Source organism: Sediminibacterium sp. FW305-C-269 (assembly GCF_058231045.1).
The window spans coordinates 338,584-352,842 of record NZ_JBIQXQ010000001.1 but is presented as its reverse complement, the minus strand read 5'-3'; the positions used below and the strand labels follow the sequence as shown (position 1 = coordinate 352,842).

Here is a 14,259-nt window from a genome sequence, read left to right as displayed (position 1 = left end):
CAACATTCCCTGCTCAATATTCGATATTCGCCCGATTCTTCCGGTTTTCGTAGGTGCTTATTTTGGGTAATCACCTAATTTGCAGCTTCTTTAATTGTACGTATGATACGATATGAACGTTTTGTGCTGGATAACGGCCTGCGGGTGCTGGTGCATGAGGACCATTCCACCCCAATGGCCGTGGTCAATATCATGTACGATGTGGGTGCACGTGATGAGAACCCCGATAAGACCGGTTTTGCCCATCTTTTTGAACACCTGATGTTTGGGGGCAGCATTCATATTCCGGATTATGATGAACCGTTGCAGCGTGCAGGTGGCGAGAACAACGCCTATACCACCAACGACCTTACCAACTATTACTGTCAGCTGCCTGCGGAGAATATTGAAACCGCTTTCTGGCTGGAGAGCGACCGGATGCTGAGTCTGGCTTTCAGTCAGAAAAGCCTGGATGTGCAGAAAAAAGTAGTATGTGAGGAGTTTAAGGAACACTATATCAACAAACCTTATGGCGATGTGTGGCATAAAATGCGTGAACTGGCTTATACTACACACCCTTACCGCTGGATGACCATTGGGAAGGAACTGAGCCATGTGGAGAATGCGCATATCGATGATGTGAAACATTTCTTCTTCAAACACTACCGCCCTGTTAATGCCATCCTGGTGGTAGCGGGACATGTGCAGCTGGAAACGGTCAAACAACTGGCACAGAAATGGTTTGGCGATATCCCGATGGGAGAGAAATACAACCGTACCCTTCCCCAGGAACCCAGGCAAACCGCTGCCCGCGTATCTGAAGTATATGCCGATGTGCCGTTGGATGCATTTGTCAAGACTTGGCATATGGATGCGCGATTAGACAAGGGCTATTACGTGATGGACCTTGCCACAGAAATACTGGGCGGAGGTGGATCATCCCGTTTGTACCAGGCGTTGGTAAAAGAGAAACAACTGTTCTCTAACATCGATTGTTATCATTTTGGCAGTATCGATAAGGGTTTGCTGGCTATTGAAGGCAAGCTGGTGAAAGGTGTCAGCATGGATACCGCAGCACAGGCTGTGGCAGAAGAGGTAGAAAAGATACAGAATACCGTTGTGCCGGATAATGAATTGCAGAAAGTAAAGAATAAAACAGAAAGCGTGATCGCTTTTGAGGATATGGGTGTGATGAGCCGTGCCAACAGCCTGGCTATGTACGAGCTGTTAGGTGATGCAGAACTGATGAATACCGAACTGCAACGGTACCAGGAAATTACGGCAGAGGAAGTGCAACAGCACTGCAGGGAAGTATTCCGTAATGAGAACAGTAACACTTTATTTTATCACAGTAAGTAACGAGGAATGATCAACAGAAAAACTGCGCCGGAAATCATTGATGCGGTTAACATGCAGCTGCATTTAAAACCGTATGATCATTTTACGCTGGATAACGGAGTGCCCGTATACAGTATCGATGCAGGCGCTCAGGAAGTGTTGCTGATCGAATGGGTGTTTTATGCGGGTAATTGGTACGAAGACAAGAATATTGTGGCTGCCACCACCAATTTCATGCTGAAGAACGGAACCCGGCAGAAAAAGGCCTTTGCCATTAACGAACACTTCGAGTTCTATGGTGCTTACCTGAACAGGAGCTGTTACAATGAAACTGCTACCATCACACTGCATTGTCTGAGTAAACATTTGCCGGAATTGCTGCCGGTGGTGGCTGAACTGATGACAGAGTCTATTTTCCCCGAAGAAGAGCTGGCCATCTATAAGCAGAACCAGAAACAACGGCTGGAAGTGAACCTGAAGAAATGCGATTTTGTGGCCAATCGCCTGATCGATGAGTATGTGTATGGCTTTCACCATCCTTATGGTAAATACACATCTACGCTGGATTATGATAACCTGCAGCGTGAGGAACTGGCTGCTTTTTACAAGCGTTTCTATACTGAGGGCAAATGTCTGATGTTTGTAGCCGGTAAACCGCCTGCCAATATTCAGGAGCAGCTGAACAACCTGTTTGGTCATCTGCCTTTTCGCCAAGATAACCTTCCGGAGATTGGTTTTACCCCGCAACCGGCCGAGACCCGAAAATACCATATCATCAACGATCCCAATGGTGTGCAGGGAGCGATCCGTATTGCCAGGCCTTTTCCCAACCGGCACCACCCGGAGTTTTCCAAGGCGCAGGTGCTGAATAATATTTTCGGCGGGTTCTTTGGATCAAGACTGATGAGCAATATCCGCGAAGACAAAGGCTATACCTATGGAATCCACAGTTATATGCAGAACCATATCCACAGCAGCGCCTGGCTCATCAGTACCGAAGCAGGCCGAGATGTATGTGCAGCCACTATCGATGAAGTGTATAAAGAAATGGCGATCCTGCGGAATGAACCGGTGGATGCTGAGGAACTGGACCTGGTACGTAACTATATGATGGGTTCCCTGCTGGGCGACCTGGATGGCCCCTTCCAGATCATTGCACGCTGGAAGAACTATATCCTGAATGGGCTTACCGATGAATATTTTTACAACAGCATCCGCGTGGTACAGACGATTACAGCAGAAGAGATCCGGGCCCTTGCCCAACGCTACCTGGAACCCGAATCGTTCTATGAAGTGGTCGTCGTGTAACGAATATCGAATCATGAGCAGGGAATGTTGAGTCATGATCGGAGTAAACCTTACTTCATGATTCAACATTTAAATGCTAATTTGATCTTTCAATCAAGCAATATGGGAAAGTTTTTTGCCAAAACCGTCGCAACAGCCGTTGCTGTCCTTTTTGCAGCGTATATATTGAAAGGGGTTCATGTTGACAGCACCGTAACGGCCTTGCTGGTGGCAGTTGTCCTGGGCCTGCTCAATAGTTTCGTAAAGCCGATCCTGATCCTCCTCACCATTCCTTTTACCATTATCACGTTGGGTCTGTTCCTGCTCTTCATCAATATCCTGATCGTAAAATGGGCAGCCAGCCTGGTACCGGGTTTTACGGTGGATGGCTGGGTGGCCGCACTGGTCTTCAGCCTGATGGTCAGTATCGTTTCTTCCCTTATCGAAGCGCTGATCGGCACCAACAGGGATGATCGTTCTGCTTCATAGTTCGTTCAGTAACTGCTTTACTTTTTCACTGATCAGGTCGCGTACCTGGTTGAATTCAGCAGGCTCCATGTGTTTCGGGTCGGGAATCTGCCAGTCAATGAATTTTTTGGCGGGCATCCAGGGACAGGCATCGCCGCAGCCCATGGTCACCACAGCATCGAAGGGAGCGTATTTTTCAACCTCCTGTAATGATTTGCTGTCGTGCGTGCTCAGGTCGTAGCCCAGCTCTTTCATGGCTGCGATGGCTTTGGGATTTACGATACCGCTGGGTTTGCTGCCGGCGCTGTAAGCCTCTATATCGGCACCGCCGTGAATACTGGCAAAAGCCTGGCTCATCTGGCTACGATTGCTGTTTTCAACACAAACAAATAGGATTTTTTTTGGGATTGACATGTGTATAGCAGTTTATGGATGTGTAGTATGGGTTGGGTGCGTATAATATTTTTTCTTCAGCCAGAATGCTACATTCACCAATGCGATCAGTGCAGGCACTTCTACCAATGGACCGATAACACCGGCAAATGCCTGTCCCGAATTGATGCCGAACACACCGATGGCTACGGCAATGGCCAGTTCAAAATTGTTGCCGGTAGCCGTGAATGCGATAGCTGCATTTTTGGAATAGTCGGCACCCAGTTTTCTGGCAATGAAAAAACCAGAGAGGAACATCAGGATGAAATAGACCAGCAGGGGCAGGGCAATACGTACAACATCCATCGGGATACGTACAATCAGTTCTCCCTTCAGGCTGAACATGATAACGATGGTGAACAGCAGAGCGATCAGTGTAATGGGTGAAATGACCGGAATGAATTTTTGCTGAAACCAATCTTCTCCTTTTAACCGGATCAGTGCATAGCGGCTGATCAATCCGGCAGCAAAAGGAATACCCAGGTAGATGGCTACAGATCTTGCGATCATCCCGATGGTAATGTTCACTTCGAGTCCGCTGATGCCGAAATACGGTGGCAGAACCGTGATGAAGAACCAGGCATAAACACTATACAACAATACCTGGAAGATACTGTTCAATGCCACCAGGCCTGCAGCATACTCGCGGTTGCCTTCAGCCAGTTCATTCCATACCACCACCATTGCGATACAACGGGCCAGGCCAATCAGTATCAGGCCGGTCATATATTCCGGATATCCCTGCAGGAAAAGAACTGCAAGTAGAAACATGACGATGGGACCAACGATCCAGTTCAGTAAAAGGGAAGCACCCAATACGCGCTTGTTCCTGAATACTTCCCCCATGTTTTCATAACGTACTTTGGCCAGGGGTGGGTACATCATCAGTATCAGCCCTGCCGCCAGCGGTATATTAGTTGTGCCGCTTGAAAAATGGTTGATGAAAACAGCCGATGATGGGAACAGATACCCCGTGCCCACACCGATGGCCATGGCCAGGAATATCCAAAGGGTGAGATAACGATCTAGAAAACCGAGTTTTTTTCTTTCATGAGCGGGGGCGCAGTTATGGACGGACATAAGCAGTTGGATTATTGAAAATTTCTGAAACATACGCAAAGAAACAGTTACGCAGGATGCCCATGTAGCTGCTACTTTGCTGTTGTCATGCATTCGTTTTGCTAACAGCAACCCGAACCCGGTGTGCAACAGTTTTCTTTATTATCTCCAGGTTTCTCGGCATAAACGGTTACGCTGTAAATACCCATATTACTGTTCCGGAAAGCGGCGATCTCTTCCTTGCTGATATACTTGATCAGGATATCATCCGGAATGTTGATCACTTTCTCTTTCTGCAAAGTAATGTTGGTAAAACCGGTTGCATGGATCAGTTCCAGATATACCTGTTTCTGAATGGCACCTGATACACAACCGGCATACATTTCTGCGGCCTGTTTCAGTTGAGCGGGCAATTCCCCTTCCAGCACAATATCAGAGATGCTGAAGTGGCCGCCGGGTTTCAATACGCGGAATACTTCCTGTAATACATGGAACTTGTTGGGAACCAGGTTGAGTACGCAATTGCTGACCACCACATCTGCAACATTGGCCGATACCGGCATGTGTTCGATATCGCCAAAGCGAAACTCTACGTTGTGGTAGCCCAATTTTTCGGCGTTTGTTCTTGCTTTCTCGATCATCTTCTCCGTAAAGTCGATACCGATCACTTTACCGGTTTCGCCGGTGGCTGCGCGTGCCACAAAACAGTCGTTACCGGCGCCACTGCCCAGGTCTATCACCACATCGCCTTTTTTGATCTTCGCGAATTCGGTGGGCAGACCGCAACCCAGGCCAAGGTCCGCATCGGCCGTGTATCCTTTCAGCTGGCTATAGTCATCGGACATGATGTTATAGACTTCATCGCTGCAACAACCAGAGCCGCAGCAGGATGAGAGATTCTGTGTGCGGGATTGATCAGCGATCTCGCTATACTTTTCTTTTACGAGTGCTTTTAATTCCTTTTCGGTTTGCATATACATGTATTTAAGATTTTATAAAATGTCTTTGCAGGTAAGCAACGGCTGTAGGATGAACGTGCAGAAACTTGTCAGCAACAGTTACCGGCGATCTCTGTTTGCAGTGTTTGAAATAATGCGTTGAATTCCTGATTTAATTTTTCAAATGCTTCCCGGTTGATGCAATAACAGCTCTTGGGTCCTTCGATGGTTCCTTTGATTAGTCCTGCATTCTTTAATTCCTTTAAATGTTGCGATACGGTGGATTGAGCCAGGGGCAGTACTTCTACGATCTCGCCACAAATACAGGCGTTCTGTGCTGCCAGTATCTTTAATATGGCTATACGGGCCGGGTGCGATAGTACTTTCGCAAAAGCGGCCAGATCCTGCTCTGCCTGTGTAAATACCTCTGTTTTTGCTGATGCCATTGGTTTATCGTTTTTGTACGATAATGCAAAGTAAAAGGGATTTGTTTATTTATCGTACAAATACGATAAATATTTTTTTTCAGATCTCGACAGGTTATGCAACAGAAACCGTTTGTCAATAAATAGAACCGTTTAACATTTCTCAAAATACTCCACTATCGATAAATAAATGATAATCAATAGTTTATAGTAAACCAGTTATTGTCCGCTACCTATTACCTGAAAAAAACTGGTACTATGTGTTGCATAGTACCAAATAAATGTACATCTTTGTGTTGTCAAAGGGAATGAACCAGAAGAATCACAGCAGGATCCTCCCCAACAACGGAAAAAAGAAAACATTAAAATAAAGAGATCATGAAAACGCAAAACAACTTCTTCTTTCAGGCACTGGGCGAAAACCAGTTGAATAACTTAGTGAAAGAAGTGAAAGAGACAGTAGCCACAAATGTTGCCCAGGTAAACCAGAAACCCGCTTTTGGAGTGGTAGACCTCTGGAACATGGAACGCAGTCGCAGGACAAGAATTGTCAGAAGACATTTGGCATACTAACAGCAACGACATCATTCAATCACAAAGCCTGCCAATTTAATCAGTAAGGCGGCAGGGCAAAAAACTCCGGTTATGGACATTCAGAACACACAAAGTCAGATGCGAAAGGGCGTATTGGAGTTTTGTATTTTATCCATCATTCGCCAGGGTGAAGTGTATCCTTCAGACCTGGTTGAGCGGATGAAAGCAGCTAACCTCCACATCCTGGAGGGAACTCTCTATCCTTTGCTTACTCGATTAAAGAATGCAGGACTGCTTACCTACCGCTGGGTAGAAAGCAACAGCGGACCACCCCGTAAATATTTCGTGATGACCGATAAAGGCCTCGAATTCTACGGAGAACTGGAAAGAACCTGGCAGGAACTGGCGGATGCTGTTCATGCCCTGACACAACCTGCAGAAAACAAACCATCCGAAGAAATCCAATCCCAACCTTAACCAACCAATAAAATTGAACTGACATGAAAAAGGTAATCAATATAAACTTTCAGGGCAGGGTGATCCCCATTGAGGAAGCTGCCTACGACATGCTGAAGCAGTATGTGGAAAGTTTGCGCAGGTTCTTTGCAGATGAGGAGGGACGTGATGAGATCATCAACGATATTGAGGGCCGTATTGCCGAACTGTTTGGCGAAAGCCTGAAGAAAGGGAGCACCTGCATTACAGAAGCAGATGTGAACCAGATCATTGAAAGTATGGGTCGCCCCGAAGACTTTGAAGGAGAAGAAGGTAAAGTAAAATCCCAGCTGGGTGGAGAAGAAAACAGGAGCCAACAGCATTCTGCCGATAGCGAATCGCCCCGTGGCCGTTTATACCGTAATGAGAATGATAAGATACTGGGTGGTGTGTGCGGTGGACTGGCTACGTATTTACGGGTAGATCCTACCATTGTTCGCCTGGTATTCGCTTTGATCAGCTTCGGCGCGGGAACCGGTATCCTTTTATACATCTTATTGTGGATCATACTTCCTTCAAAGGCATTGGTGCATACCACATCTACCAAACGCCTGTATCGTAACCCGGAAGAAAAAGTAGTGGCAGGTGTGGCCAGCGGTATCGCTTCTTATTTCGATATCGCGGTGTGGATACCTCGGTTGATTTTTGCCCTGCCGCTGGTACTGGGTATCATCAATTCAATTTTCAGGGGTATCTTCTGGTTTGATGTGGATCCCTTCCCCAGCATCATATTTGGATCCTTTGGCGGTACCCTGTTCATCGTGTATGCCGTATTATGGGCGGTGATCCCGGAAGCCAAGAGCGCTTCTGAAAAACTGGAGATGCGTGGCGAAAAAGTAGACCTGAATACGATCAAAAATACGATCCAGGAAGACCTAGAGGGGTTTAAATCACGTGCCGAGAAATGGGGTGGCGAATTTAAAAACAAAGCCAGGGATTTCAGCCAGGAAGTAGGCAGTACTATCGGACAGACAGGGCAGCAGTTTGGGGCGGAAGCAGGTTCTGCCATTAAAAGAGGCGGAAGTCGCCTTGGCCGTGCCATCGGTATCCTGTTCAAAGCCTTTTTCCTCTTTATCGCCGGTATCATTGCTTTTGCTTTACTGGTAGCGTTACTGGCCATTATGGTAGCAGGTATAGGTGTTTTTCCCTTAAAGAATTTTTTCCTGGAAGGGTTCTGGCAGAATTTCCTGGCATGGTCTACACTCCTGTTATTCCTGGGTGTGCCCGTGGTAGCCTTTATTACCTGGGTCATCCGCCGGATTATGGGGGTAAGATCGGGTAACAAATACCTGGGATTCACTTTCGGTGGCCTTTGGTTCATAGGCCTGGTATGCGCTGGTTTACTCGCGGCTTCCATTGCACGCAATTTTGATGCAAGGGCGCGCGACAAACAGGATTATACCATTGTACAGCCCAGCACAGGAAAACTGATCGTGAACGTACCGGAGAGTAAAGTAAAAGTGTATGGCCGCTGGTTCCGGATGGATGGTATCCTGAGCATGAGCGATGACAGCCTGTTCCTGAATAACGTACGCTTACGCATCGTAAAAAGCAATGACTCACTCTTCCATATCGGTTCTTATAAGTACAGCAATGGTCCGGATGAAGGCTCAGCCCTGCGTAATGTAAAAGAGATCAGCTACGGGATCGATCAGCAAGATAGTCTGGTCTACCTGGACCGCGGATTCTCCTTGCAGCGTGGTACCCGTTTCCGTAACCAGAGTGTGACCGTTAACCTGCAGGTTCCTGTTGGTAAACGCATCGTGATCAAGGAATCCGTATCGCGCAGACTGCATTCATTCCATATCAATTCGGGTCGTAACGACTGGGACTTTGATGAGGACTGGAACAACGACTACTGGTGGAGTTCCGATGTGGAATATGTGATGACACCCGGTGGACTGGAGCGGTTAGACAAGAAAGAGAATGACAATAACGATGAGAACAGCGATACAGAGGCAGTGGAGAATTTCAAAAAAAGCAAGGAAGAACTGAAAAAGGAGTACGAGAAGAAGCAGAAAGAAGCGGAAGAGCTGAAGAAAGAACTGGATAAACCGGTAGATACCACCCGTTATCGCTACCAGAAAACAGCAGCTACGATTACAGCGCCCAATGCAACGAAAGCACCCGATGCACCGAAAGCACCGGAAAACGGTGAGCAACAGCCCACGGTTGCTGAGCTGTCAAGACTGACAATGATGCAGATGACTTTATAAACTCGGTTGAAGTTGGGATCCAAGAACCCTGTCTTGATCACAGGATGGGGTTCTTCCCTTACTTCGGACGATCGTTTCATTTCTCACGATATCCATTTCTATGCCTGCCTCACTCAACCGGATCTTACTGATCTGTTTCCTTCTTTTTTCATTGGTTGCCAGAGGTGCCGCACAGCCACATAAACAGGATACCCAGGCAGGCCCCCTTTACCGGGAACTGGCTACCATGGACAGCCTGCTTTTCCAGGCGTTCAATATGCGTGACCTAGAAGGCATGAAAAAATACTTCTCGACCGGCCTAGAAGTATACCAGGATAATGCCGGGTTCAGAACTTATGAGGAAACAATGGTTTCGTTCAAAGAGCTGTTTGCCAAAGAGTATATTCTGACCTGGGAACTGGTAAAAAGCAGCATGAAAGTATACCCCATCAAAGCGTTCGGGGCCATTCAGACCGGCTTGCATACGTTTAGTCATAGGGAATAGGGTAAAATGGTGCGGGGAACATTCAAGTTCCTGCATGTATGGGAAAAGACCAGTGAGGGTTGGAAGATCAAACGTCTCATCACCTATGATCATTGATGCATATAACACTTGCATAAAGCAGTGCCTCCCGGTTACTGCTTTTTATTTTTTCGGCAGGGGTGCTTCACCTATTTTTGCGGCGTTTACCAATCCAGAAACACCATGAAGTCGACCCCATTTACCCAGAAACACATTGCTCTCGGCGCCAAGATGGCGGAATTTGCAGGGTACAATATGCCCATCAGTTATAGCGGCATTAACGATGAACACGCAGCTGTTCGCAATAATGCCGGGGTGTTCGACGTGAGCCATATGGGCGAGTTTATCCTGAAGGGTGAACATGCGTTGGACCTGATCCAGCGGGTTACTTCCAACGATGTTTCCAAGATCACTGACGGACAGGCCCAATACGGCTGTTTACCCAATGAGCAAGGCGGCATTGTAGACGACCTGATTGTATACTGCATTGAATACAATAAAGTGTATATGATCGTTGTGAATGCTTCCAATATTGAGAAAGACTGGAACTGGATCAGCAAATACAACACCGGGGGTGTGGAAATGCATAATATCAGCGATAAGACCTGTCTGCTGGCGATCCAGGGGCCCAATGCCACCAAGATGCTGCAGCCGCTGGTGGATACCGATATCATGAACCTGAAATACTACACGTTCACCAAAGGAAAATTTGCCGGAGTGGATAATGTGCTGGTCAGCGCAACCGGATATACCGGCGCGGGTGGCGTGGAGATCTATTTTGAAGACAAGGACGGAGCAGCAGATAAGATCTGGGATGCCATTTTTGAGATCGGTGCCCCACAGGGCCTGAAGCCGATCGGACTGGGCGCACGTGATACACTGCGACTGGAAATGGGTTACTGTTTGTACGGAAATGATATTGACGATACCACATCGCCACTGGAAGCGGGTCTGGGATGGATCACCAAATTCACGAAGGATTTTACAGCCAAAGAGATCCTCCAGCAGCAGAAAGCCGCCGGGGTTACCCGTAAACTGGTGGGTTTTGAGATGATCGACCGCGGTATTCCCCGCCACGATTACCTGATCAAAGATGCCGCTGGAAACACTATTGGTAAAGTAACCAGCGGTACGCAGGCACCTTCGCTGAACAAGGGTATCGGTATGGGCTATGTATCTGTATCACATGCTGCGCTGGACAGTGAGATCTTCATCGATATCCGCAATACACCGGTTCGGGCGAAAGTGGTGAAAACGCCTTTCGCATAAGTATTTACTGAATGATATTTCAGCCGCTGATCAGCCTGGTCAGCGGCTTTTTTATGGATTGTTATTAACAAAACCAACGCTTTGTTGATAATAAATGTTTTTCTTCCGGAGTAGTGCTGGATAGCTTTGTACCATGATAAAACAACTGTTACCGGTTTTGTTAGCCTTTGTATTACTGGCAACTTCCTGCCATCGGAAACATACACCAGGTTCTTCGCGTGAGGTGAGCGGAACAGAAACCGGAATAGCTTCTTTTTATTCGGAAAGTTACAATGGGCGCAAAACGGCCAATGGAGAGATCTACCATTCTTCTAAACTCACCGCGGCACATAAAACACTTCCTTTCGGCACCAAAGTAAAAGTTACCAATCTTTCCAATGGTAAATCTGTCAAAGTGCGTATCAACGATCGCGGACCTTTTATTCCGGGCCGCATTATCGATCTTACCCGTTCCGCTGCCCGCAAAATAGATATGGAGAATGCGGGAGTGGTGAAAGTGAAGATCAGGTATTGAACAGATGAACTGATGAACAAGGAACAGACGAATGTTGATCGAAGGGATATTCATTTGTTCCTTGTTCCTCTGTTCAATATTCTCTCACGATCGCTACCTGATCTTTGTCCAGCAACCGGTATCCGTAATCGTAGCAGAAATATACCGGGTTGCCTTTCCGGTTGGTTTGCTGGTGGGTAAAATAGCGAAAACTGAACCCTTTGTTTTGCAGTAACTCACGGGGGTACCTGGTGATGAGTCTCCCGTTCTGCAGCAGGTTTTCCAGGATACGCCGGTTCTTGCGCAGGCTGTGGTTGATGTTGCGCATACAGCTGTTACCATCACTGTTCAGCGTATTGTGGTGTGTGTTGCGGCAATAGTCATTACAAAATTTTTTGTCGGTACGGCCATGTAGTTGCGTATGGCAGTTGAGGCAATGTTTGGCAGTGGTCAGCATGAGGCAGATTTTGGATTGGGTGATAACCTGTTAGCCAAAATAGGACGTGCATCAAAAAAAAGAAAGCGTATTTATACGCTTTCTATCTGTTTTTTTAGCTGTCCAGCTTATGACTGATACTGACTGATTACCTGTTGTAACTGATTGGCCGCCACAACGCCGGACTGTCGCCATACGGGCTGACCATCTTTGAAAAGGATAAGCGTAGGAACCCCCTGTATCTGGAAGTGATTGGCCAGTGCGGGATTCTTATCCACGTCCATTTTCAGGATCGTGGCATCATCGCCTATTTTGGTCTTCAGGTCTTTCAGGATGGGCGCCATCATTTTACAGGGACCGCACCATTCGGCGAAGAAGTCTACCAATACCAGTTTCTCCTGGTTCAGAATATCTGTAAATGCTGCCATATCAGGATTTTTTGGGAGTTGTTTTAGGATTCACATAACACTGGCCGCCATAGCAGTTGCCCGAGGCACAACCGAAAGCAAATACACCCATGGCGGTAAAGTAAAGGCCTGGCAATAACCAGATCCATTCTTTGTCTATAATACCCTGAACGACTACAATAATGCCCAGGATCAGGTATAGGACCCTTCTTGCAGACCAGCCGGTAAGAATTCTTTTTTTCATATTAACGGATTTTGTTTTGTAAACCAGCCCATCCACCACCGTTGTATACTTCAGTATAGCCATTTGATAACAGGATCTGTTTGGCTGATCCGCTGCGCATGCCGGAAGCGCAACAGGTGATCACAGGTTGATTCTTTTTGATCTTCGACATTTGTTGATGCAGTGTATCCAGCGGGATATTGATGGATCCTTTGATATGTCCGCTTCGGAACTCTATCGTGGTTCTTACATCAATGATCTGCGCCCCGTTCTTTACCAGTTCTGCATAATCTGTTGCCGGACCCATGCCCAGCATACTCTTTAAAGCATCTAACATGTAAGTGTTGGTTTTAGTTAAGTTCTGCTATGGTTTCTTTTTTGTTCGAGAAAACGGATACACCGTTATAATTCACTTCCCAGGTAACTGGCATGATCTGTTTGAGCATATGGCTTACACCACAGTATTTTTCCTGTGAGTCCATCACTGCCTGAAGTGCCGCATTGCGGTTTTCTTCCGGTCCTTTGAAATCATAGATCACGTGGATGGCTACATATACAATGGGAGCCTGTTTACTGATTTCACCCGATACTTTTATATCAAAATCAGTTACTTCCTTACCGGATTTACGGAGAATAGCTGCTACATCCATACCTGTGCAACCGGAGAGTGCTGTCAGAACGAATGGTTTGGGTATGGGCCCCTGGTCTTCACCGCCCACTCTTTCGGGACCATCCATAACAATAGTATGCCCGTTTACCAGTGCATTAAACTGCATTTTTCCCATCCATTGGGTTTCAATTTCGTGTGTCATTTTCAAACTTTTTGGTAGGTGTATAGAATTTGTTTGTGTTCAGGCGTAACGTGTGGTACAAAGGACAGAATCCCAGGACGCTGGTCATGATACAAGCCAGTCCCAGCAACACTGCGCTAATGGCCAGGGTTTCACTCAAATAAGTGGTCAGGTACAGTACGGTAAAAACAAGGGTTGCCAGGAATAAACGGATCACCCTGTCTGTAGTACCTATATTCACTTTCATATCTGAATTGTATTCTTCAATACAAAAGTACCAAGGGTATGCAGGGTTATCTGTTACTTATGTTACATATCCCCAAGGAGTCTTACCTGGTTGCGGTATAAAAGCAGTTTTTTCTGGTTCTCCAGTTTTTTTAGCAGCCTGGAAACCACCACGCGGGAAGTAGCCAGGTCGGTAGCGATCTGTTCGTGTGACAGATTCAGTAAGGGTGAGCCGCTGATCTTTACTTTTTCTTTCAGGTAGCGGACCAGCCTTTCATCTAACTGTTGAAAGGCGATCTGGTCAACCGTTTTCAGCAGTTCCTGGAATCTGTAATGGATGGTGCGCATCACAAAACTTTTCCAGGTGGGATATTTTACCAGCCATTGGTCCATAACGGTAATGGGCAGGAACAGGATCTCGGAGTCCTCTTCGGCTACAGCCTCGATCTCACTCGGAAACTGTTGCATACAGCAGGTGAAGGTCATGGCACAACTTTCGGCCGGGTTTACATAATACAGCAGCAGCTCTTTTCCGTCTTCGTCTACCCTTGATATTTTCAGGGAGCCGGATAACAATATGGGCATCTGCCTTACGGTCTGTCCAATAGAAACCAGTTTGGTTCCGGCAGGAATAAAACGATGTTCCGCCCTGGTTTCCAGTTCTTCCAGCAGTTCGGGTTCAAAAACGGTATCGAGTAAAGGGTATAGACTCATGATGCTTCAAAGATACGCTTAGTCGGAA

Annotated in this window: 20 protein-coding genes; 9 read left to right on the top strand and 11 right to left on the bottom strand. The window is 46.8% G+C overall.

Annotated features, from left to right (window positions below):
- Window positions 1-102 precede the first annotated feature (102 nt).
- The 3 genes from ACH3Y6_RS01415 to ACH3Y6_RS01405 all read left to right on the top strand — a co-directional run bounded on the left by ACH3Y6_RS01415 (window position 103) and on the right by ACH3Y6_RS01405 (window position 3,093).
- Window positions 103-1,338, top strand: coding sequence for a M16 family metallopeptidase (locus tag ACH3Y6_RS01415; protein ID WP_490833780.1), 1,236 nt, complete (start codon window positions 103-105; stop codon window positions 1,336-1,338).
- 6 nt (window positions 1,339-1,344) lie between these two features.
- On the top strand, window positions 1,345-2,625 hold the full coding sequence (locus ACH3Y6_RS01410; protein ID WP_490833779.1) for a M16 family metallopeptidase: 1,281 nt from the start codon (window positions 1,345-1,347) through the stop codon (window positions 2,623-2,625).
- 102 nt (window positions 2,626-2,727) lie between these two features.
- Complete coding sequence (locus tag ACH3Y6_RS01405) at window positions 2,728-3,093, top strand: phage holin family protein (RefSeq protein WP_490833778.1); 366 nt, start codon at window positions 2,728-2,730, stop codon at window positions 3,091-3,093.
- On the opposite strand, the gene ACH3Y6_RS01400 is transcribed toward ACH3Y6_RS01405, so the two are convergent.
- The 4 genes from ACH3Y6_RS01400 to ACH3Y6_RS01385 form a co-directional block, all read right to left on the bottom strand.
- Window positions 3,088-3,486, bottom strand: coding sequence for an arsenate reductase ArsC (locus tag ACH3Y6_RS01400; RefSeq protein WP_490833777.1), 399 nt, complete (start codon window positions 3,484-3,486; stop codon window positions 3,088-3,090). The two genes, ACH3Y6_RS01405 and ACH3Y6_RS01400, sit on opposite strands and share 6 nt — an antisense overlap.
- A 12-nt stretch (window positions 3,487-3,498) precedes the next feature.
- Window positions 3,499-4,584, bottom strand: a complete 1,086-nt coding sequence (arsB, locus tag ACH3Y6_RS01395; protein WP_490833776.1) for an ACR3 family arsenite efflux transporter — start codon at window positions 4,582-4,584, stop codon at window positions 3,499-3,501.
- Window positions 4,585-4,685: 101 nt separating this feature from the next.
- Entirely contained in the window at window positions 4,686-5,537 is an 852-nt protein-coding gene (locus tag ACH3Y6_RS01390) for an arsenite methyltransferase (protein ID WP_490833775.1), read from the bottom strand.
- A 74-nt stretch (window positions 5,538-5,611) separates the two neighbouring features.
- Window positions 5,612-5,947, bottom strand: a complete 336-nt coding sequence (locus ACH3Y6_RS01385) for an ArsR/SmtB family transcription factor (protein ID WP_490833774.1) — start codon at window positions 5,945-5,947, stop codon at window positions 5,612-5,614.
- Window positions 5,948-6,304: 357 nt separating this feature from the next.
- Between ACH3Y6_RS01385 and ACH3Y6_RS01380 the strand changes: the two genes are divergently transcribed.
- The 6 genes from ACH3Y6_RS01380 (at window position 6,305) to ACH3Y6_RS01355 (ending at window position 11,456) form a co-directional block, all read left to right on the top strand.
- Window positions 6,305-6,499 carry a hypothetical protein gene (locus ACH3Y6_RS01380; RefSeq protein WP_490833773.1) on the top strand — a complete coding sequence of 65 codons (195 nt, stop codon included), beginning with the start codon at window positions 6,305-6,307 and terminating at the stop codon, window positions 6,497-6,499.
- Between the two features lie 72 nt (window positions 6,500-6,571).
- Window positions 6,572-6,937, top strand: a complete 366-nt coding sequence (locus ACH3Y6_RS01375) for a PadR family transcriptional regulator (protein WP_490833772.1) — start codon at window positions 6,572-6,574, stop codon at window positions 6,935-6,937.
- Window positions 6,938-6,960: 23 nt separating this feature from the next.
- Window positions 6,961-9,171 carry a PspC domain-containing protein gene (locus ACH3Y6_RS01370; RefSeq protein WP_490833771.1) on the top strand — a complete coding sequence of 737 codons (2,211 nt, stop codon included), beginning with the start codon at window positions 6,961-6,963 and terminating at the stop codon, window positions 9,169-9,171.
- 100 nt (window positions 9,172-9,271) lie between these two features.
- Window positions 9,272-9,655 carry a hypothetical protein gene (locus ACH3Y6_RS01365; RefSeq protein WP_490833770.1) on the top strand — a complete coding sequence of 128 codons (384 nt, stop codon included), beginning with the start codon at window positions 9,272-9,274 and terminating at the stop codon, window positions 9,653-9,655.
- A gap of 201 nt (window positions 9,656-9,856) precedes the next feature.
- Window positions 9,857-10,942, top strand: a complete 1,086-nt coding sequence (gcvT, locus tag ACH3Y6_RS01360; RefSeq protein ID WP_490833769.1) for a glycine cleavage system aminomethyltransferase GcvT — start codon at window positions 9,857-9,859, stop codon at window positions 10,940-10,942.
- A gap of 133 nt (window positions 10,943-11,075) precedes the next feature.
- Complete coding sequence (locus ACH3Y6_RS01355) at window positions 11,076-11,456, top strand: septal ring lytic transglycosylase RlpA family protein (protein ID WP_490833768.1); 381 nt, start codon at window positions 11,076-11,078, stop codon at window positions 11,454-11,456.
- Between the two features lie 73 nt (window positions 11,457-11,529).
- Here the strand turns inward: ACH3Y6_RS01355 and ACH3Y6_RS01350 are convergent, their stop codons facing one another.
- The 7 genes from ACH3Y6_RS01350 to ACH3Y6_RS01320 form a co-directional block, all read right to left on the bottom strand.
- A complete protein-coding gene (locus ACH3Y6_RS01350; RefSeq protein ID WP_490833767.1) occupies window positions 11,530-11,892 on the bottom strand; it encodes a hypothetical protein in 363 nt (120 codons plus the stop codon).
- Between the two features lie 107 nt (window positions 11,893-11,999).
- The gene (gene trxA, locus ACH3Y6_RS01345) at window positions 12,000-12,299 is read right to left on the bottom strand and encodes a thioredoxin (RefSeq protein WP_490833766.1); all 300 of its coding nucleotides are present in this window, start codon (window positions 12,297-12,299) and stop codon (window positions 12,000-12,002) included.
- A gap of 1 nt (window position 12,300) precedes the next feature.
- Window positions 12,301-12,522 carry a hypothetical protein gene (locus tag ACH3Y6_RS01340; protein WP_490833765.1) on the bottom strand — a complete coding sequence of 74 codons (222 nt, stop codon included), beginning with the start codon at window positions 12,520-12,522 and terminating at the stop codon, window positions 12,301-12,303.
- A 1-nt stretch (window position 12,523) separates the two neighbouring features.
- The gene (locus ACH3Y6_RS01335; protein WP_490833764.1) at window positions 12,524-12,838 is read right to left on the bottom strand and encodes a rhodanese-like domain-containing protein; all 315 of its coding nucleotides are present in this window, start codon (window positions 12,836-12,838) and stop codon (window positions 12,524-12,526) included.
- A 13-nt stretch (window positions 12,839-12,851) separates the two neighbouring features.
- Window positions 12,852-13,313, bottom strand: coding sequence for an OsmC family protein (locus tag ACH3Y6_RS01330; protein WP_490833763.1), 462 nt, complete (start codon window positions 13,311-13,313; stop codon window positions 12,852-12,854).
- The gene (locus tag ACH3Y6_RS01325) at window positions 13,297-13,539 is read right to left on the bottom strand and encodes a YgaP family membrane protein (protein WP_490833762.1); all 243 of its coding nucleotides are present in this window, start codon (window positions 13,537-13,539) and stop codon (window positions 13,297-13,299) included. Before ACH3Y6_RS01325 ends, ACH3Y6_RS01330 begins: the two co-directional genes overlap by 17 nt.
- Before the next feature lie 62 nt (window positions 13,540-13,601).
- A complete protein-coding gene (locus ACH3Y6_RS01320; RefSeq protein ID WP_490833761.1) occupies window positions 13,602-14,231 on the bottom strand; it encodes a Crp/Fnr family transcriptional regulator in 630 nt (209 codons plus the stop codon).
- Between the last annotated feature and the right edge of the window lie 28 nt (window positions 14,232-14,259).